Origin of the sequence: Enterobacter sp. BNK-13 (assembly GCF_048685015.1) — a bacterium.
Lineage (GTDB): Bacteria > Pseudomonadota > Gammaproteobacteria > Enterobacterales > Enterobacteriaceae > Enterobacter > Enterobacter quasiroggenkampii.
Genome location: NZ_JBLQTP010000001.1, coordinates 1,608,678 through 1,627,652 on the forward strand (window position 1 = coordinate 1,608,678; position 18,975 = coordinate 1,627,652).

At 57.2% G+C, this 18,975-nt stretch carries 16 protein-coding genes; 5 read left to right on the top strand and 11 right to left on the bottom strand.

Translation table 11 applies throughout. The features are described from left to right. Window positions 1–184 precede the first annotated feature (184 nt). Window positions 185–1,225 (top strand): oxidoreductase, encoded by a 1,041-nt coding sequence (locus ACMGGQ_RS07745; RefSeq protein WP_045910337.1) that lies wholly within the window; start codon window positions 185–187, stop codon window positions 1,223–1,225. A gap of 55 nt (window positions 1,226–1,280) precedes the next feature. Here the strand turns inward: ACMGGQ_RS07745 and add are convergent, their stop codons facing one another. The 3 genes from add to malX form a co-directional block, all read right to left on the bottom strand. Beyond that, window positions 1,281–2,282 (bottom strand): adenosine deaminase, encoded by a 1,002-nt coding sequence (gene add, locus ACMGGQ_RS07750; RefSeq protein ID WP_420289801.1) that lies wholly within the window; start codon window positions 2,280–2,282, stop codon window positions 1,281–1,283. A gap of 96 nt (window positions 2,283–2,378) precedes the next feature. Then, window positions 2,379–3,551, bottom strand: a complete 1,173-nt coding sequence (locus ACMGGQ_RS07755; RefSeq protein ID WP_196346198.1) for a MalY/PatB family protein — start codon at window positions 3,549–3,551, stop codon at window positions 2,379–2,381. A gap of 48 nt (window positions 3,552–3,599) precedes the next feature. Further along, the gene (gene malX, locus ACMGGQ_RS07760) at window positions 3,600–5,195 is read right to left on the bottom strand and encodes a maltose/glucose-specific PTS transporter subunit IIBC (protein ID WP_420289802.1); all 1,596 of its coding nucleotides are present in this window, start codon (window positions 5,193–5,195) and stop codon (window positions 3,600–3,602) included. A 179-nt stretch (window positions 5,196–5,374) separates the two neighbouring features. On the opposite strand from malX, the gene ACMGGQ_RS07765 reads away from it, so the two are divergent. Next, a complete protein-coding gene (locus ACMGGQ_RS07765) occupies window positions 5,375–6,403 on the top strand; it encodes a Mal regulon transcriptional regulator MalI (protein ID WP_234082359.1) in 1,029 nt (342 codons plus the stop codon). 98 nt (window positions 6,404–6,501) lie between these two features. On the opposite strand, the gene ACMGGQ_RS07770 is transcribed toward ACMGGQ_RS07765, so the two are convergent. Both ACMGGQ_RS07770 and manA read right to left on the bottom strand, forming a co-directional pair. Continuing rightward, window positions 6,502–8,034 (bottom strand): YdgA family protein, encoded by a 1,533-nt coding sequence (locus ACMGGQ_RS07770; protein WP_045910341.1) that lies wholly within the window; start codon window positions 8,032–8,034, stop codon window positions 6,502–6,504. Between the two features lie 99 nt (window positions 8,035–8,133). Beyond that, window positions 8,134–9,309 carry a mannose-6-phosphate isomerase gene (gene manA / locus ACMGGQ_RS07775; protein WP_262808097.1) on the bottom strand — a complete coding sequence of 392 codons (1,176 nt, stop codon included), beginning with the start codon at window positions 9,307–9,309 and terminating at the stop codon, window positions 8,134–8,136. 199 nt (window positions 9,310–9,508) lie between these two features. On the opposite strand from manA, the gene fumA reads away from it, so the two are divergent. After that, entirely contained in the window at window positions 9,509–11,155 is a 1,647-nt protein-coding gene (fumA, locus tag ACMGGQ_RS07780; RefSeq protein ID WP_420289803.1) for a class I fumarate hydratase FumA, read from the top strand. Window positions 11,156–11,344: 189 nt separating this feature from the next. After that, the gene (gene fumC, locus ACMGGQ_RS07785; protein WP_025911542.1) at window positions 11,345–12,739 is read left to right on the top strand and encodes a class II fumarate hydratase; all 1,395 of its coding nucleotides are present in this window, start codon (window positions 11,345–11,347) and stop codon (window positions 12,737–12,739) included. Here fumC and tus read toward each other — a convergent pair whose 3' ends face one another. The 4 genes from tus to rstA all read right to left on the bottom strand — a co-directional run bounded on the left by tus (window position 12,740) and on the right by rstA (window position 16,339). Continuing rightward, complete coding sequence (tus, locus tag ACMGGQ_RS07790; RefSeq protein WP_126534401.1) at window positions 12,740–13,669, bottom strand: DNA replication terminus site-binding protein; 930 nt, start codon at window positions 13,667–13,669, stop codon at window positions 12,740–12,742. It abuts the gene before it with no gap. Between the two features lie 74 nt (window positions 13,670–13,743). Next, complete coding sequence (gene rstB, locus ACMGGQ_RS07795; RefSeq protein ID WP_045910344.1) at window positions 13,744–15,042, bottom strand: two-component system sensor histidine kinase RstB; 1,299 nt, start codon at window positions 15,040–15,042, stop codon at window positions 13,744–13,746. A gap of 75 nt (window positions 15,043–15,117) precedes the next feature. Then, window positions 15,118–15,378 (bottom strand): hypothetical protein, encoded by a 261-nt coding sequence (locus tag ACMGGQ_RS07800; protein ID WP_045910345.1) that lies wholly within the window; start codon window positions 15,376–15,378, stop codon window positions 15,118–15,120. Window positions 15,379–15,622: 244 nt separating this feature from the next. Beyond that, a complete protein-coding gene (gene rstA / locus ACMGGQ_RS07805) occupies window positions 15,623–16,339 on the bottom strand; it encodes a two-component system response regulator RstA (protein ID WP_021241154.1) in 717 nt (238 codons plus the stop codon). 128 nt (window positions 16,340–16,467) lie between these two features. Here rstA and ACMGGQ_RS07810 point away from each other — a divergent pair, with 128 nt between their 5' ends. Then, entirely contained in the window at window positions 16,468–16,803 is a 336-nt protein-coding gene (locus tag ACMGGQ_RS07810; protein WP_420289804.1) for a GlpM family protein, read from the top strand. On the opposite strand, the gene folM is transcribed toward ACMGGQ_RS07810, so the two are convergent. Together folM and ACMGGQ_RS07820 are read right to left on the bottom strand one after the other, a co-directional pair. Then, window positions 16,800–17,522: a dihydromonapterin reductase gene (gene folM, locus ACMGGQ_RS07815; RefSeq protein ID WP_045910347.1), complete on the bottom strand. Its 723-nt coding sequence runs from the start codon at window positions 17,520–17,522 to the stop codon at window positions 16,800–16,802. The genes ACMGGQ_RS07810 and folM overlap by 4 nt on opposite strands. A gap of 39 nt (window positions 17,523–17,561) precedes the next feature. Continuing rightward, window positions 17,562–18,944 carry an amino acid permease gene (locus tag ACMGGQ_RS07820; RefSeq protein ID WP_045910348.1) on the bottom strand — a complete coding sequence of 461 codons (1,383 nt, stop codon included), beginning with the start codon at window positions 18,942–18,944 and terminating at the stop codon, window positions 17,562–17,564. Window positions 18,945–18,975 lie beyond the last annotated feature (31 nt).

The window sequence follows — 18,975 nt, forward strand, 5'->3', positions numbered from 1 at the left end:
GCGACGTTTCCCTGACGGCAAGGGCTTTGGGAACGGTTCCCTTAAACAAAATCAGTAGGTTAATACTATGTAACAAAAACAATCCGTATAACCTGCTATTTTACGTCATAGGGCACATTATTAATCCGTGGTAATGCCAGGCTAGCCAGTGTGAAATAAGAACGTCATAACAGAGGATGGCACTATGAGTGATAATATCCGCGTTGGGCTTATCGGTTACGGGTACGCGAGCAAAACGTTTCATGCGCCTCTGATAGCCGGGACGCCGGGCATGGCGCTGGCGGCGGTATCCAGCAGCGACGCTACAAAAGTCCATGCCGACTGGCCTTCCGTGCCGGTTGTCTCAGAGCCGAAACATCTTTTCAACGATCCCAATATTGATTTAATCGTCATCCCCACGCCGAACGATACCCACTTTCCGCTGGCAAAGGCCGCGCTGGAAGCCGGGAAACATGTGGTTGTCGATAAACCCTTCACCGTGACACTGTCACAGGCGCGCGAGCTGGATGCCCTGGCAAAGAGTCTGGGCAGGCTGCTGTCGGTGTTTCATAACCGCCGCTGGGACAGCGATTTTCTGACGGTAAAACGGCTTCTCAGTGAAGGCACGTTAGGGGAGATCCTCTTTTTTGAATCCCACTTTGACCGTTTTCGTCCGCAGGTACGAAACCGCTGGCGCGAGCAGGCCGGCCCTGGCAGCGGCATCTGGTATGATTTAGCCCCGCATCTGCTGGATCAGGCCGTCAATCTTTTTGGCCTTCCGGTGAGCATGACGGTCGATCTGGCCCAGCTCAGACCCGGGGCGCAGACAACCGATTACTTCCACGCGGTGCTCAGTTACCCGCAGCGGCGGATTGTGCTGCACGGTACGATGGTCGCGGCTGCAGAATCTGCCCGCTATATTATTCACGGCACGCGCGGGAGCTACGTGAAGTTTGGTCTCGACCCGCAGGAAGACAGGCTGAAAAACGGTGAGCGTCTGCCGCAGGAAGACTGGGGCTATGATATGCGCGACGGCGTCGTCACGCGGGTGGAAGGCGAGGAGCTGGTCGAAGAGACCTTGCTGACGATACCGGGTAACTATCCGGCGTATTATGCCGCTATCCGCGATGCGCTAAACGGCACGGGGGAGAACCCGGTTCCGGCCAGTCAGGCGATACAAATTATGGAGCTGATTGAGCTGGGCATCGAATCTGCCAAACATCGCGCCACGCTCTGTCTGGCATAAGTTTTTGACGTTGTTGTAGGCCGGGTAAGGCGTAGCCGCCACCCGGCAAAAGGGTTTACGCTGTTGCCACCTTATCCCGCAGCGCCTGCTTCTCCGCAGGCGTCAGGAAGGCGATCTCCAGCCCGTTAATCTGCGCCTGACGGATCTGCTCGCGGCTCAACCCCGCCTGCGGAGCTGCGATGTTGTACTCGTGGATGATATCCACGCCCTGAACCGCCGGATCGTCCGTATTCAGAGAGGCCAGCACGCCGTGTTCAAGGAACGTTTTCAGCGGGTGCTGCGACAGCGATGCTACGGTGCTGGTCTGAATGTTAGACGTCAGGCACGACTCAATACCGATACGCTGCTCCGCCAGGAAATCCATCAGCGCGCGATCTTCGACCGCCTTCACGCCGTGACCAATACGCTCTGCGCCCAGCTCGCGGATGGCTTGCCAGATGCTTTCCGGGCCAGCCGCTTCACCCGCATGTACGGTAATGTGCCAGCCGGCATCGCGCGCGCGATTGAAGTGGGAGAGGAACAGGCTACCCGGGAAGCCCAGCTCGTCACCGGCGAGGTCGACGGCGGTGATGGCATCACGATGGGCCAGCAGCGCCTCCAGCTCCTGCAGGCAGGCGGCTTCACCGAACGTACGGCTCATGATGCCGATCAGGCGGGCCTGAACGTCGAAGGTTTTACACCCTTCGCGGACGCCTTCAATAACGGCTTCCACCACGCCTGCAATGGGCAGGTTGTGGGTCATCGCCATATAGCCCGGTGAGAAGCGCAGCTCGACGTAGTGCAGGCCGTTGCGGGCGGCATCTTCGATGTTCTCAAACGCCACGCGGCGGCAGGCATCCAGCGACGCCAGCATCTTCACGCCCCAGTCGAGTTTGCTCAGGAAGCTCACCAGGTCCGGTTCATTAGAGGTCACCTGTACGTGAGGGATCAAGGACTCAAGGGTCTGAGTAGGAAGCGTTAAATTGAACTGGCGGCCAAGATCGAGGATGGTTTGGGCACGAATGTTACCGTCAAGGTGACGATGAATATCAGTTAAAGGCAGGCGTGTATCAATCATGGTCGCACTCTTTTCTGGTTAAAGTGCGCCATATTATAAAAACAAAACGGGGTAAAAAGCTATTTGCGCAAGGGAATATTCCGTTGCGCAAGTTAATTACAGGAGCGTGTTAATCCCGGCGATGAGGCGTTGAACCCCTTGCTCCAGCTTGCTGCGCGGGCAGCCCGCATTTAAGCGCACGAAGCCATTTCCCTCTTTCCCGTAGGTATATCCCGGCATGATGGCGACTTTTTGCTGCTCGATCAGCACTTTTTGCAGCGCCCGATCGTCAATGTTCAGCGGGCGCAGATCGATCCAGGCCAGATAGGTCGCTTCCGGTGGCTGCCAGTTCAGTTTCGGAAAAGCGCGGTTTACTTCCTGCGCAATATACGACAAATTCCCTTCGAGATAACTCCGCAGGGCATCCAGCCACGGCTCCCCCTGCTGGTAGGCGGCGATATGCGCCGTCAGCGCCAGCACGGAAGGGGAAGAGAGCCCGTCCCGTCCTTTTAGCGCGCTGAGATAGCCGTTACGACTCTCTTCATCGCCGATCAGGCCGTAAGCCCCGGTCAGCGCCGGAATGTTAAAGCTTTTCGAGCCGGAGGTCAGAAGCGCCCATTTGCCCCGCGCCACGGCGTTCCACGGCGTGTGACGATGTTCTCCCCACACCATGTCCATATGGATTTCATCGCTGATAACCGCCACGTCATAGCGTGCGCACAGTTCCGCCATGTGCGTCAGCTCATCCCGCGTCCAGACCTTGCCGGTCGGGTTCTGCGGGCTGCACAGCAACAAAATTTTGTTTTCCGGTTTCGCCAGCGCCGCTTCGAGGGCCGCCATATTGCCCTGCCAGCCTGCAGCCTGCTTTTCCATCTCAACCGCCACAACACGACGCGCGTTACCCTCTATGGCTTTATAAAACGCATCGTAAGCCGGGGTGTGCACCACCACGCCGTCGCCGGGGGTTGACCAGAGGCGTATCAGTTCAGAGACCATGTAGATGACTGACGGACCATAAACCACGCTTTCAGTATCAATCCGGCTGTTAAAACGCTGCTGGAACCAGTGCGCGACGGCGGCGAGAAACTCGTCGTTTTTCCAGCGGCTATAGCCAAACACGCCGTGATGAATGCGCTGATACAGCGCGTCGATTATGCAGGGGGCGGTGGCGAAATCCATATCCGAGATGGTGAAGGGCAGCAGATCGTCCGCGCCAAAACGGTCGGCGACGTAGTCCCACTGCGTACACCAGGTGCCGTGTCGATCCACGACGGTGGAGAAATCAAACATGCTTTAATCCTTAACGTAAAACCCCCTCATGATGAGGGGGCGGAGGCATCAGGCTTCTACTGTTCGCATCAGGGTTGCCAGCTCATCTTTCACTGACTGTACCTGCGGGCCGATAACCACCTGCAAATTGTGCTGATTTAACTGTACCACGCCGATGGCCCGGTTGGCTTTCAGGGCGTTGGTATCGACTTTTGACATATCCGCCACCGACAAACGCAGGCGGGTAATGCAGTTATCCAGCGAGGTGATGTTATCCGCACCGCCCAGCGCCGCCAGAATGGCAGGGGTGTTGTAGCCGGATTTACCCACGGTACCGGCAACCGCCTGTTCCACGCTGGTGGCCGTATCGGTATCGCGGCCTGGCGTTTTCAGGTTAAAGCGGGTGATGGCGAAGCGGAAGATCCCGTAGTACACCACGAACCAGATTGCCGCCACGACCGGGACCAGATACCACTTGGTGGAGAGGCCGTGCAGGATCCCGAAGACCACGAAGTCAATCACGTTGCCGTCGGTGTTACCGATGGTGACGCCCAGCACCGCCATCACGGTAAAGCCCAGACCGGTCAGCACAGCGTGAATCAGATACAGTACCGGCGCAACGAACAGGAACAGGAACTCGATAGGCTCGGTGGTCCCGCCCACGACGCAGGCGATCACGCCGGAAATCAGCAGGCCTTTAATTTTATGACGGTTTTCCGGACGTGCGCAGTGGTACATCGCCAGCGCGGCACCCGGCAGGCCGCCGAGGAAGGCAGGCATTTTACCCTGAGACAGGAAGCGGGTGGCGCTTTCAGAGAAACCGTGGGTAGTCGGGCAGCTCAGCTGCGCCTGGAAGATGGTCAGCGCACCGCTCACGTCGTGACCGCACACCTCCATCGTCCCGCCCGCTTCGGTGAAGCGAATCAGGGCCACCAGGATGTGCTGCAGGCCAAACGGCAGGAGCAGACGCTCGCCGGTACCGAAGATCATCGGACCGAAATCTCCCGCGCCGTTGATGATGCGGCCAATGCCGTTGATGCCCATCGCGAAGACCGGCCAAATCAGCGGAATGATCAGACCAAACAGGCCCATCACCACCAGGGTGATAATCGGTACAAAGCGGGTACCGCCGAAGAAGGCCAGGGCATCCGGCAGACGGATATTGTGGAAGCGTTCGTGCAGCATCCAGATAATCACCCCAGCGATCACCGCCCCGAGGATCCCTGTATCAATAGACTGGATACCAATCACGCTCTGAATGTTGTTAGCTTTCAGCACGGCAGCATCGGTGGTCGGCAGAATGCCTTTCGCGGTCAGCCAGAAGTTAACCGCGAGGTTCATCACCGCGTAACCCACAAAACCGGCAAACGCCGCGACGCCTTTGTTCTCGCGGGCCAGGCCCAGCGGGATTGCAATACAGAACATCACGGGCAGGAAACTAAACGCGAAGGAGCCGACTTTACTCATCCAGATAAAGATCGCCTGCAGCACGGGGGTGCCGAGGAACGGGATCAGCGTGATGACGTCTTTACTACTGAGGGAGCTGCCGATACCCAGCATGATCCCGCAGAACGAGAGGAGTGCCACGGGCAGCATAAAGGTTTTACCCAGTTGCTGGAAAAATTCCCACAGCGATATTTTTTGTGCTGCTGCTTTCGCCGTCATAAAACGACTCCTTTATTGTTAAAATCAGTTTGTCTGCTTCAATGCTGCGAGAAGATAAAACGTTTTATCAAAGTTTAGTGCGCGCTAAATCACATTCTCAGGCTTTGACTGGTAGTATAAAGATAACGTATTGATAAAACGTTTTACCGATCTCATTTTTCAGGGAGTCACGCCAACACATGGCTGTAGCGAAAAAAGTCACCATCAACGATGTCGCGCTGGCGGCGGGGGTTTCCGTCAGCACCGTTTCTCTGGTACTGAGCGGAAAAGGGCGCATCTCTCCCGCGACCGGTCAGCGGGTGAACGAGGCGGTTGAACAGTTGGGCTTTGTGCGTAACCGCCAGGCGTCGGCGCTGCGTGGTGGGCAAAGCGGGGTGATTGGCCTGATTGTTCGTGACCTGACGTCACCGTTCTATGCGGAGTTAACCGCCGGCTTAACCGAAGCGCTTGAAGCGCAGGGGCGGATGGTCTTTCTGCTGCACGGCGGGCGCGAGGCCGGGCAGCTGCTTTCCCGGCTCGATATGCTGCTGAACCAGGGGGTGGACGGGGTGATCGTCGCCGGAGCATCGGGCGTGGGCAGTGAACTGTGCGAGCGCGCCGCCGAAAAAGGCGTGCCGCTGGTGTTTGCCTCGCGCGCCAGCTACCTCGACGAAGCCGATACGTTGCGCCCGGATAACATGCAGGCCGCGCAAATGCTGACCGAGCATCTTATTCGTCGTGGGCATCAGCGCATTGCCTGGCTGGGCGGTAAAAGCTCGTCCCTCACCCGCGCCGAGCGGGTCGGCGGCTATTGTGCGACGCTGATTAAATACGGACTGCCGTTCCACAGCGAGTGGGTCGTGGAGTGTGAATCCAGCCAAAAGATGGCGGCGGAAGCGATAGGCGCGCTGCTGCGAAGCAGCCCGACCATCAGCGCTGTCATTTGTTATAACGATGTGATCGCCATGGGCGCCTGGTTTGGCCTGATCCGCGCCGGGCGCCAGAGCGGCGAGGGCGGGGTGGAAACCTTCTTCGGCCACCAGGTGGCGCTGGGGGCGTTCGCCGACGTCGGGGAAAACGCCCTCGACGACCTGCCGATCGTCTGGGCCACCACCCCTGCGCGGGAGATGGGTTACACCCTGGCGGACAGAATCATGCAGCGTATCGACAATGCGGATGTGCAGGCCGGGCACCAGATTGTGGCGGCGCGGTTAGTGAAGGTGAAATAATATCGCCCGGCGGCGCTGCGCTGGCTCTGAATCGTAGGCCGGGTAAGCGTCAGCGCCACCCGGCAATAAAAAACCCCTCATGCGAGGGGTTTTGACGTTTACTGTTGCGGTGCCGCCGGTTCGGCTGGCGCTGCCGGTTCAGCCGGTTCCGGCATCCCCAGAGCAGGCATACCAAACATGCCTACGAAGTCTTCCAGCGGCATTTTGTCGCCGTTGAGCGTGACCTGGCCGTTGGCGTACTGCAGGCTGGTGGAAATCGTGTTGTTGTCCACCTTCGTGATGCGGAACATCTGGCCCATTGCCGCCAGACCTTTCACCTGCTGGTTCGCCAGCTTGCCGGCATCTTCATCGCCGTAGCCTTCCAGTTTCGCAATCTGGGTCATAAACTCGGTCGCCATATCCATCGGGATGGTCAGCTTGCTGTCGAGCGACTTCACGCTGCGATCCACTTCCTGCGCCAGCGTCTGCGGTTCACCCGTTGCAGTGGCCGGATCTTTCAGGAACAGAGACAGGTTGAAGCTGGTTTCGCCTTTGCTGTTTTTCCAGCTCAGCGGCGCAACGGTGATCACCGGCTCGCCTTTCAGCAGGATCGGCAGGTTGTTGAACAGTACCGCCATCGCCTGCTGCTGGTACACTTCCGGATTCTGCTGCAGTGCGGTATCGGTAAGCAGCGCCTGGCTCTCTTTGCTGTATTTCTGGCTGAATTCGTGCCACGCCTGGCCGTCGATATTGCCGATCTTCAGCGACAGTTTGCCGGTGCCCAGATCCTGATTCTGTACTTTCAGGCTCTTCAGCGTGTAATCCAGCTGGGTATTGATGCTCTTGCCGTCTTTGGACACGTCGGATTTTCCGTTTACGTCCATGCCTTCCAGCACGGCCATCTCTTTCCCTTCAACCGCAATGGCAACTTTATCGAGAGACAGTTTCTGATCGCCGATACGCTCTTTGAAATCGGTCATGCGGCTGTTGCCGTCGGCTTTCAGGTTGTTGAAGGTGAGCTGAACTTTTTGATTGTATTCGTTCACGGCATTGACCAGGCCGCTTTCCGCTTCACCCGTCAGGGAGAACACGTTCCCGTCGCGGTCCGCGTCAAGTTTGAAGTGACCGCCGCTAAAAGCGACTTTCTCATTCTCTTTCTCGTAGTTCAGCGCTTTCAGGGCAATATCAGAACTCGTGTCACCGGCATAGCTGATGCGGGTGTCGATCTCGAAAGGTGAGGTATTTTTTGCCAGATCGAACAGCGGTTTGGTGACGTCGTTATTCACCAGGACCGTGTGAACGGACGCCATCGACGGGATCAGATTAAAGGACTTCAGCTGCGCCAGCGGGAATGGACCGTGGCTTACCACTTCATCCAGCACCACGCTCTGGCCCGGTTTCAGCCAGCCGTTTTCCGTACCGGCAACCGGCTTCACCACAACCTGCATACGGCTGGTAAACACACCGCGCTCATAGTTCTGGTAGCTCAGCTCAAGGCCCGCTTCCGGCGCGCTGCGCTTAATCTCTCCGTTAGCCTGCGCCACCATCTCAGCCAGACGGCCTTCCAGCTGTTTCCCGGTAAACCAGGAGGCACCCGTCCAGACCACGCCTAACGCTACAATCACTCCTACCGCTACGACCGATTTTTTCATTGCGACTATCCCTAAAATGAAACCAGGCGGTAAAAACCGCCTGGAGATATTAAGCCTGCAACTAGCTTAGCAAGAGTTGTTAAAAAATTCAGTAAGTGCTTAAAGCTTATTGAAAACGCGCGCCAGACGACCGGTGCCGCTTACGCTAACCGGAGACTCATTGGCAGCAACGAATGCTGACTCACCGGGCTTAAGCACCAGACGCTGTTCGCCTTTGCGCAGCGTCGCTTCGCCCTCGACGCAGAACAGGATCGCCGCACTCTCCTGAGCCACAGACGTTTCGGCGCTGCTCAGGTCGTGCAGGGAGAAGGCAAAATCGTCCACCGGAATCGGGAAATCCAGCTCTGCGCCGTTTTTCACCGGCTGAGTCAGCAGCTCTGCGGCAGGTTTCGCCACAAACTTCACGTTGGCAACCAGCTCGGGGATGTCTATGTATTTTGGCGTCAGGCCCGCGCGCAGCACGTTATCGGAGTTGGCCATCACCTCCAGCGCCACGCCCTGAAGGTAGGCGTGCGGGGTTTCAGCGAACAGGAACATTGCTTCACCCGGATTCAGCTTCACCACGTTCAGCAGCAGAGGGGAGAACAGGCCGCTGTCGTCCGGATAGAATTCGGAAATCAGACGGATGGTCTCCCACGGTTCACCTTGCTGGCTGTCCAGGGCGGCTTTCAGTACCGCCAGCGCGTGGGACTTCTCTTCACCCTGCATATTCAGCAGGCTGGCAAACAGCTGGCTCAGCGCGTCGGCATTCGGGTTTTCAAGGAAATGCGCGATAGCGTTATGGGCACCCGCGACCGGCTGCAGCAGGGAGATAATTTCTGAAAACTCGCGGAATGCGTTCATCGCCAGGAACGGCGTCAGCGCGAACACCAGCTCCGGCTTGTGGTTAGGATCTTTGTAGTTACGCTCGGCGGCGTCTAACGGAATACCTGCCGCGTTCTCTTTCGCAAAGCCGATTTCAGACGCTTGCTTGTTCGGGTGAACCTGGATGGAGAGCGGCTGGTCTGCGCACAGCACTTTAAACAGGAACGGCAGTTCGCCAAAGCGCTGAGCCACCTTGTCGCCCAGCAGCGCGGCTTTATCGGCCTCTATTACGTCACGCAGGCTGCGTACCTGACCGCTGGCGTCTTCAATTTTTGAGCTGCTCTTCGGGTGCGCCCCCATCCACAGTTCTGCCATCGGCAGGTTGTTCGGGTTCGCGATACCGTAGAGATCCGTTAACGCAGTTTTACTTCCCCAGGCGTAGTTCTGCACTGAGTTAATGAGTTTTTGCATTATCAAGCCCTGATTCAATGATGGAATTAACTCCGGGTATTAAAGCAATAAACCACATGGAAGTAACCTGTGGATGTAAAAAGTCGTACTAGTCTCAGTTTTTGTTAAAAAATTGTGTAGGATAAGCTGACTCGCTTTTAAGCCGGGCAGCGGAACATCTGCCCTGAATAAACAGACCGAAGCAGTAAGTGAGAGAACAATGTCGAATAAACCCTTCCATTATCAGGATCCTTTTCCCCTCAGTAAGGATCAGACCGAGTATTACCTGTTAACCCGCGATCACGTCTCCGTCTCTGAGTTTGAAGGACAAGAGATCCTCAAGGTGGATCCGCAGGCGCTGACGCTGCTGGCGCAGCACGCTTTCCACGACGCCTCGTTTATGCTCCGTCCTGCCCATCAGCAGCAGGTTGCCGATATTCTGAGTGACCCGGAAGCCAGCGAAAACGATAAATACGTTGCCCTGCAGTTCCTGCGTAACTCCGATATCGCGGCGAAAGGCATTCTGCCAACCTGTCAGGATACCGGTACGGCGATCATCGTCGGTAAAAAAGGCCAGCGCGTCTGGACCGGCGGCGGTGATGAAGCCGCGCTGGCGCACGGCGTTTATAACACCTACACCGAAGACAACCTGCGCTATTCGCAAAACGCCGCGCTGGACATGTACAATGAGGTCAACACCGGCACCAACCTGCCAGCACAGATTGACCTCTACAGCGTCGACGGTGATGAGTACAAATTCCTCTGTATCGCCAAAGGCGGCGGTTCGGCCAACAAAACCTATCTCTATCAGGAAACCAAAGCGCTGCTTACCCCGGGCAAGCTGAAGAACTACCTGGTTGAGAAGATGCGCACCCTCGGCACCGCGGCGTGCCCGCCGTACCATATCGCGTTTGTGATTGGCGGTACCTCGGCGGAAAGCACGCTGAAAACCGTGAAGCTGGCCTCAACCAAATACTACGACGGCCTGCCTACCGAAGGTAACGAGCACGGGCAGGCGTTCCGCGACGTGCAGCTTGAGCAGGAGCTGCTGGAAGAAGCGCGTAACCTGGGCCTCGGCGCGCAGTTTGGCGGCAAATACTTCGCTCACGACGTGCGCGTGATCCGTCTTCCGCGTCACGGCGCTTCCTGCCCGGTCGGGATGGGCGTCTCCTGCTCTGCGGATCGCAACATCAAAGCGAAGATCAACCGCGAAGGCGTGTGGATCGAAAAACTGGAAAACAACCCGGGTAAATACATTCCGGAAGCGCTGCGTAAAGCGGGCGAGGGGGAAGCGGTTCGCGTTGACCTGAACCGTCCGATGAAAGAGATTCTGGCGCAGCTGTCTCAGTATCCGGTTTCGACCCGTCTCTCCCTCAACGGCACCATTATCGTGGGCCGCGACATCGCGCACGCGAAGCTGAAAGAGCGCCTGGACAACGGCGAAGGGTTGCCGCAGTACATTAAAGATCACCCGATCTACTACGCGGGCCCGGCGAAAACGCCTGAAGGCTACGCCTCTGGCTCGTTAGGCCCGACCACGGCAGGCCGTATGGACTCGTACGTCGACCAGTTGCAGGCCAACGGTGGCAGCATGATCATGCTCGCGAAAGGCAACCGTAGCCAGCAGGTGACGGACGCCTGCCACAAGCACGGCGGCTTCTACCTCGGCAGCATCGGCGGCCCGGCTGCGGTTCTGGCGCAGGGCAGCATCAAGAGCCTGGAGTGCGTGGAATACCCGGAACTGGGTATGGAAGCGATCTGGAAAATTGAAGTGGAAGATTTCCCGGCGTTTATCCTCGTGGATGACAAAGGCAACGACTTCTTCAAGCAGATCCAGTCTTCCCAGTGTTCGGCGTGTGTGAAGTAATTCTGTAAATTGCCGGGTGGCGCTGACGCTTACCCGGCCTGGATTCTCGTAGGTCGGGTAAGGCGCAGCCGCCACCCGACACCCGACACCAAAAAGAGCGCACAAAGCGCCATAACGTTTCTCAGAAGTCATCAATACTTATCCCTTAAGCATGTGAGCAATCCCGACAGTGTTATCAAGGAGAAAGTAATGACAACGGTACGCCATGAGAAAGACTCGATGGGCGCCATCGACGTCCCGGCCGACAAGCTATGGGGCGCGCAAACCCAGCGTTCGCTGGAGCATTTCCGTATCTCGACTGAAAAAATGCCCGTCTCGCTGATTCAGGCGCTGGCCCTCACCAAACGTGCGGCCGCAAAAGTGAACCAGGATTTAGGCCTGCTGGCGGCAGACAAGGCCACCGCCATCATAAATGCCGCCGACGAAGTGCTGGCGGGCAAGCATCCCGACGAATTCCCTCTCGCCATCTGGCAGACCGGTTCCGGCACCCAAAGCAACATGAACATGAACGAAGTGCTGGCGAACCGGGCAAGCGAACTGCTGGGCGGCGTGCGCGGCATGGAGCGTAAGGTTCATCCGAACGATGACGTCAACAAGAGCCAGAGTTCTAACGACGTCTTCCCTACGGCCATGCACGTGGCGGCGGTGATTGCGATTCGCGAACAGCTAATCCCACAGCTTAACGTCCTGAAATCTACGCTCAACGAGAAGGCGCAGGCCTTCCGCGACATCGTCAAAATTGGCCGTACGCACCTGCAGGACGCCACGCCGCTGACGCTCGGCCAGGAGATTTCTGGCTGGGTGGCGATGCTGGAACACAACCTGAAGCACATTGAGAACAGCCTGCCGCACCTGGCGGAGCTGGCGCTCGGCGGCACGGCGGTGGGCACCGGGTTAAACACCCATCCGGAGTATGCGGTGCGTGTGGCGGAGGAGCTTGCGGCCATTACCGGACAGCCGTTCGTCACGGCGCCCAACAAGTTCGAAGCGCTGGCGACCTGCGATGCGCTGGTCCACACTCACGGCGCGCTGAAAGGGCTGGCGGCGTCGCTGATGAAAATCGCCAACGACGTGCGCTGGCTGGCCTCGGGCCCGCGCTGCGGCATCGGTGAAATCAGCATTCCGGAAAACGAGCCGGGCAGCTCCATCATGCCGGGTAAAGTCAACCCGACCCAGTGCGAAGCCATGACCATGCTCTGCTGTCAGGTACTGGGCAACGACGTGGCCGTTAACCTGGGCGGTGCATCCGGCAACTTCGAGCTGAACGTCTATCGTCCGATGGTGATCCACAACGTTCTGCAATCGATTCGTCTGCTGGCAGACGGCATGGAGAGCTTTAACGAACACTGCGCGGTGGGGATCGAGCCAAACCGCGAGCGCATCAGCCAACTGCTGAACGAGTCGCTGATGCTGGTCACCGCGCTCAATACCCACATTGGCTACGACAAAGCCGCCGAGATCGCCAAAAAGGCGCATAAGGAGGGGCTGACGCTGAAAGCCTCCGCCCTGGCGCTGGGCTATCTGACGGAGGCGGAGTTTGATGCCTGGGTACGCCCCGAGGCGATGGTCGGCAGTCTGAAATAATCAACTCGCCACGTACAGGTGCAGCCGCGGAATAATCAGCTGTAGCGGCTGCGCCTGGGGTCGGTAACGGTGCTGGACATTTTCAGCATCGTAATTCAGCAACTCACCAATATCCGGCACGATAGCCCCCTGATCGGCATCATAGAGCGCAATCAGCGGCGTTGGACAGGCATACTGCACCTGTTTTTGCTGGCCGGAATACCAGACGCGGGCGATAGGCTGAACCTTCACCGGGCGCTTAATTTTGAGGCGCGTATCCGCCGGTAGCGAGGCGATGCTGTGGTACTCCTGCTCCAGGCGCTCAATCCACTGCTCACGCGACCACGGCGCGACGGTGCGTGGCGCCTTGAGGCTTTTTTCCAGCTGCGCCAGGATCTCATCCCGGGTAAAGTTTTTAATGATGTGCTTATTCGCCCAGCCGAAGCGCAGCGTGGCGGGATGGCGCAGTACCGTCAGCGTACGATAGGCATTCAGCGTAATTAACCCCGGAAGCTGACGGTGGACCCATTCAAACCGGGCGGCAGGGGCCAGGCCCGACTCCTCGGTAACGATCTTCTCAAATGCCGCTTTCAGGCTGTTGATATGGGCAATCTGGCTTTCCAGCGCCTCGCGCGCGGCGGCATCGGTTTGCAGGCAGATCACGCCCGGCAGCCGCACGGCTGCCTTGCTGCTGCGCTGTTCGGACTGCTGCTGGATAAAAAGATGGCGATAGTGTTTCATCGCCAGCTCCAGTGCGGCCTTGCCGATGTGCTGCTTCACGTCGATGGTGTCCAGCGGATCGTGCTCGGCCCCTTTGACCACCTCGGGCAGGGTAAAGACGCGCGCGGCCAGCAGGCGGCAGGTCTGCAAACGTTCTGTCAGGGTCAGCAGCTCGTGTTCTATTTCCCGAAACGTGCTGTTAAGCCGTTCGATAAGATCGTAGGTCGCCATAAGCCCCTCTCATTAGTTACAACATACTTATCATATAGCACAGCACGCCGGGTCAGGCCAGCGTGCGGTTGAGGTCAGGCAGGAACGGGAAGGGCGATGTTATGGTACACCGGCCAGCTAAAGCAGAAGCGCGCGCCGCCGAGCTCGCTCTCCTCGCAATGTACCGTGCCGCCCATGGCCTGCGCGATAGAGTAGACAATGGCCAGCCCCAGACCACAGCCTCCGGTGGCGCGATCGCGGCTGGGATCGAGGCGGACAAACGGTTCAAACACCGTTTCGCGCGCCTCCGGCGCAATCCCCGGCCCGTCATCCTCTACCGTCAGGCTGGCCTGATTACCCTGCAAATCCAGCCCAATCTGTAGCGTACTTTCGCTGTAGCGCATGGCGTTGTTCATCAGGTTGTCCAGCACGCGTTCCATCAGGCGCATATCGAGTGCGCCGTAGTCACCCGGCGTAACGCGTGTCAACAGCGTACGCTGCGGGTTCACGCTCTGAACGTCGTCAATGTGGGTTTGCAGCCACGCGGGCAGATCCGGCGTGCTGAGGTTCAGTTCGTTTTGCGGGCGATCGAGGCGCGCGTAGGTCAGCAGCTCCTCAATCAGCGCCTCAAGCTGGCCAATGTCGCGGTTAAGCGCCTGAGACTCTGCTTCCGTCAGATTCTCACTCATCTCCAGACGATAGCGCAGGCGCACCAGCGGCGTGCGCAGCTCGTGCGCAATCCCGTCGATGAGCTGTTTCTTACTGGCGATAAGGGCATTGATGTTATCGGCCATCTGGTTAAAGGCCACGCCCAGACGTTCAAAGCTGGAACCGCTGTCGAAGTGAATGCGCTCGGTAAAGTGTCCCTCACCAAAACGCTGCGCGGCGGATTCCAGCTTCAGCATGTCCTGCCAGTGCGGGCGCATCCAGATAAAAACCGGAAACGCCAGCGAAATGGCGATAAAGGCCATCAGCGCCATGTCCAGCAGGCGCATCTGATGCAAATAATAGAGATAGGGCACCGGCCCGACGGCCAGCACGTAATGGCTGCGCGGAATACGCTGAATAAAGGTGTATTTCTCATCCAGCGCGACGATATCCCCGTCGCGCAGACGCTGCATGGCGGGCGGGTCCAGATCGAAATCTTTCAACGGCTCAATGCGTAAATCGAATGACAGGTTGAGATCCAGCTCTTTCAGGGTTTTCGCCCAGTCGTGTGGCGGGATCTCTCTCAGCTCGCTGCGCATCAAATACAGCGAGCTTTTCATCAGGTCGTCCAGAGACTGCCTGCCCGCACGTTCGGCGGTAAATTTATAGACCAGGCCGACCAGCATGGTCATTACCAGGAAGCAGACAAACAGTAAAAGATAAAACTGCACGAACAGCTTTTTCATTGGATCTCACCGAAAAAACACTATATGCAGAATATACATGAAAACCCTTCGAGTTTTTCACGTCTGTCGAGCGTGTTACATGGCTTTCGCGCTGTTTTTTACCTTGGCGATGAATTTTTCCGTCACGGCCAGGCCTTCTGCAATGTGCGTATCAATCACATCCGTTCCGTATTCGCTGATGAGATCCAGCAGTATTTCGTAAGACTGGATGAGTTCCAGCAGGTCAAAGAGCGCTTTTTGATCGGTGCGTGAGGGGGAGGCGTGGTTCAGGGTTGCCTGATTAACAATCCACTCAAGATTGGTTTTTATCGCTTCTACCTGACCGTAGCTATACATAATTCATAAGCTTAAATCCTCATTTCAAGATTTATGGGAGAGATGTCGTGAAAGCTTCACGGCGAAAATGAGTAAAACAATCGCAAGAGCGGGGCGAGCTGAAGAAAGGAGAGTCGAGAAGGTAATTATGGAATAGTTCGCGTGCTTAGCAAGTTAATTGTTGCGCAAACGTAAAAATAAACGCCCGAAAAGAAGGCATCGTCGCGCAATGCCTTCATTTCGCGCAGGTTATCTTATCCGGCGATCAGGTTTCCCACGCATGTGGGGCAAACAGATAGCCCTTGTTACGCACGGTTTTAATGCGGTAGGGCTCGGTGGCGTTATCCTGCAGTTTTTTGCGCAGACGCGAAATCGCCACGTCAACGCTGCGGTCCATTCCGTCGTAGCTTACGCCACGCAGGTTTTTCAGCAGCGCGTCACGGTCCATGATCTGCCCGGCATGCGTTGCCAGCTCCCACAGCAGGTCAAAATCTGCGGTGGAAAGGGCGATAAGCTCGCCAGAGAGCAGCACCTGACGGTTAATCGGATCAATAGACAGCGTACCGAAGCGCATCGCTTTGTGCGGCGTCAGAGACGGCGCCGGTGCTTCGCGTTCGATGCTGGCGTGCTGGCGTAAATGGAGGCGCAGGCGAGCGAGCAGGACGGCAGGCGGTGTGGTTTTCAGAATGTAATCATTGGCACCCATCTCCAGCGACAAAATATGGTTCATATCGCTGTCCAGTGAGGTGAGCAGGACGATAGGGCCCTCCCAACGGGCGCGCAGGTCCCGGCAGAGCGTCATGCCGTCTTTGCCAGGCAACATAATATCCAGCAATACCAGATCCGGGTTTTCACGGACGACCACCTCTTCGGCACGATCGCCGCGAGGTTCAACAATGACGTCCATATCATGTTTACCCAGATAGGCGGCGATCAGCTGCCCGACTTCGGGTTCGTCTTCAACATAAACAATCTTATTCATACAGCGTCTGTTTTCGTGAAAAAAGCCAACATACACCGCGAAACCTTAACCTTCCATTAATCTTTCAAAATTAACGCCGGTTCCGTTATTCTGGCTGATATTGTGAGTTGATTATTATAGGGAAAACGATGGGGCTGGTGATCAAAGCCGGGCTGGGCGCGCTGGTGGTGTTGCTGATTGGCATGCTGGCGAAAACGAAAAACTACTATATTGCCGGGCTGATCCCTCTCTTCCCGACCTTTGCACTCATTGCCCACTATATCGTGGCGTCTGAACGCGGTATGGAAGCGTTACGCACGACCATCGTGTTTGGCATGTGGTCAATCATCCCGTATTTTCTCTACCTGCTTTCGCTGTGGTATTTCACCGGTTTTCTGCGTCTCCCACTGGCGCTGAGCGGGGCGGTGGTCTGCTGGGGGCTCAGCGCCTGGCTGTTAATTTTCTTCTGGAGCCGCTTTCACTAACGCAGCGGTCGGCCGCCGTCCACGGCAAAGGTTCTGCCGGTGACGTAGCAACTGGTGAGCAGGTAATCCACGAGGTCGATGACCTCTTTCTCGCCCGGGGCAATTTTCATGAGCGACTTATTCAGCGCCTGCTGGCGATACTCCGCATCATCGTTTTCGTTGAATAAAATCATCGCCGGGGCGATGGCGTTCACCTTCACCTCGGGGGCGAGCTTGCGGGCAAACGAGCGGGTCATGTTATCCAGCGCGGCTTTACTGGCCGCATAGGCGATGTGCTTGTCGCTGCCGCGCTCCACCACATAATCAGTGAAGTGAATGATGTCGCCCGCAGCATGCCCGTGGCCGCGAAGCAGATCCTGCAGAGCATGGTTCAGCAGATAAGGGGTATTAACATGGATCTGCAACATGGCGGCAAGCGTTTCGCTGAGTGAGGTACCGGATTTCTCGGCCTGCCATGCGCTGGCGTTATGGATCACGGCGCGCAGCCCCGCAGTGGTGGATTTCACCTTTTCCGCAAAGGCCAGAATGCCTTCATCGGTTGAAAAATCAGCCTGAATGCAGACCGCCCCGGCTTTGCGTAACCCTTCAATCGACGGGTATTCCGTACGGTAGCTCACAATGACCGGATGGCGAAGGTTGAGAAAGTGATGGGCGAGAGCGAGGCCGATACGGCGGCCTCCACCGGTGATCAGTATGGGGCGAAGCGGTGCATTTCCCATCGTATTCTCCTTTACAGTTCAACAATGGGAAAGGCGATGCTATCCCACTAACATCCAGGTTGCCGGCACGGCAGCAACCAGTAAGAGTCCAATTAATGCCATTTCGCGGCGTTTCAGCGCGTTCTCCAGCTGATGCGTGCGGCGGGCGTAGATAAACACCAGCAGGCCCGGTGCGTACAGCACCACCGACAGCAGCAGATGCATAGGTCCGGAAGCATACAACAACCACAGGCCGTAAATACAGGCTCCGACACCCACGACATAATGCGCGGGGCGAGTGGCAATTTTTAACAAATACGCACCCACTAAGAAATAGGGTACCAGAATCATCTCCGAGGCGATGGTCAGCAGCGTGTTATAGTCTGAACCTGTGAGCCAGATCAGCACCAGGCAGATCTGAACGCTGATGTTGGTCAGCCAGAGTGAGGCAGACGGCGCGCTGTTTTTGTTTTGACGCGCAAACAGCCGTGGGAACGCTTTGTGCGTAGAGGCCAGGAAGGGCACTTCAGCCGCCATGATGGTCCAGCTCAGGTAGGCTCCGCAGACGGAGATAATAAGACCCGCCGCAATCACCACGTCGCCCCAGGGGCCGAGCATTTTCACCATCAGGCCCGCCATTGACGGGTTACGCATTTCAGCCAGTTCAGGACGCGCTACCACGCCCAGCGACAGCAGCGTTACCAGCAGATAGACCCCGAGCGCAGCCAGTACGGCCAGCAGCGTGGCGCGGCCTACATCGCGTTTATTTCGGGCCCGGGCAGAAACCACAACCGCACCCTCAACTCCGATGAATACCCACAGGGTAATCAGCATCGTGTTTTTCACCTGCTCCCAGACGGGGACGCCCAGCGCAACGCCGCTGAAATCGAGCTTAAACACGTCGAGACGGAACGCAATGAAGGCCAGAACGATAAACAGGCCGAGCGGAACCAGCTTCGCGAGCGTCGCCACCAGGTTAATGCTGGCGGCCGTTTGTACGCCACGCAGCACCAGCCAGTGGACGAACCACAGCAGCACCGAGGCACCCACAATAGACTGCCAGGTATTCCCGTCGCCAAAGAGGCGCAATTCAGGCGTATCGGTAAAGAAACTGAGCGCCGAGAAGACAATCACCAGATAGGAGACGTTGGCGATAACCGCACACAGCCAGTATCCCCATGCGGAACAGAAGCCAATCAGCTCGCCGAAGCCTTCACGGGCATAGGTGAAAATGCCGCCGTCCAGGTCCGGGCGAATGCGGGTCAGCAGCAGCATGGCGAAGGCCAGCAGCAATATTCCGACTCCCGTAATGCCCCAGCCAATGATGAGCGCAGACGGGCTGGCGACGGCAGCCATATTTTGCGGCAAACTGAATACGCCCGCACCCAGCATTGAGCTTAAAACGAGTGCAGTCAGAGCACTCAGGCCAAGTTTCTTTTCCATTGGCTTCCTGTTATGAAAGGTCAAAATCCAG

Coding starts and splice junctions, on each gene's coding strand:
- fumA (WP_420289803.1), top strand. CDS start 9,509: ATGTCGAATAAACCCTTCCATTATCAGGATCCTTTTCCCCTCAGTAAG.
- folM (WP_045910347.1), bottom strand. CDS start 17,522: ATGGGAAATGCACCGCTTCGCCCCATACTGATCACCGGTGGAGGCCGC.
- malX (WP_420289802.1), bottom strand. CDS start 5,195: ATGACGGCGAAAGCAGCAGCACAAAAAATATCGCTGTGGGAATTTTTC.
- ACMGGQ_RS07800 (WP_045910345.1), bottom strand. CDS start 15,378: ATGTATAGCTACGGTCAGGTAGAAGCGATAAAAACCAATCTTGAGTGG.
- tus (WP_126534401.1), bottom strand. CDS start 13,669: ATGGCGACCTACGATCTTATCGAACGGCTTAACAGCACGTTTCGGGAA.
- ACMGGQ_RS07765 (WP_234082359.1), top strand. CDS start 5,375: ATGGCTGTAGCGAAAAAAGTCACCATCAACGATGTCGCGCTGGCGGCG.
- ACMGGQ_RS07810 (WP_420289804.1), top strand. CDS start 16,468: ATGGGGCTGGTGATCAAAGCCGGGCTGGGCGCGCTGGTGGTGTTGCTG.
- rstA (WP_021241154.1), bottom strand. CDS start 16,339: ATGAATAAGATTGTTTATGTTGAAGACGAACCCGAAGTCGGGCAGCTG.
- ACMGGQ_RS07745 (WP_045910337.1), top strand. CDS start 185: ATGAGTGATAATATCCGCGTTGGGCTTATCGGTTACGGGTACGCGAGC.
- add (WP_420289801.1), bottom strand. CDS start 2,282: ATGATTGATACACGCCTGCCTTTAACTGATATTCATCGTCACCTTGAC.
- ACMGGQ_RS07770 (WP_045910341.1), bottom strand. CDS start 8,034: ATGAAAAAATCGGTCGTAGCGGTAGGAGTGATTGTAGCGTTAGGCGTG.
- ACMGGQ_RS07820 (WP_045910348.1), bottom strand. CDS start 18,944: ATGGAAAAGAAACTTGGCCTGAGTGCTCTGACTGCACTCGTTTTAAGC.
- rstB (WP_045910344.1), bottom strand. CDS start 15,042: ATGAAAAAGCTGTTCGTGCAGTTTTATCTTTTACTGTTTGTCTGCTTC.
- manA (WP_262808097.1), bottom strand. CDS start 9,309: ATGCAAAAACTCATTAACTCAGTGCAGAACTACGCCTGGGGAAGTAAA.
- fumC (WP_025911542.1), top strand. CDS start 11,345: ATGACAACGGTACGCCATGAGAAAGACTCGATGGGCGCCATCGACGTC.
- ACMGGQ_RS07755 (WP_196346198.1), bottom strand. CDS start 3,551: ATGTTTGATTTCTCCACCGTCGTGGATCGACACGGCACCTGGTGTACG.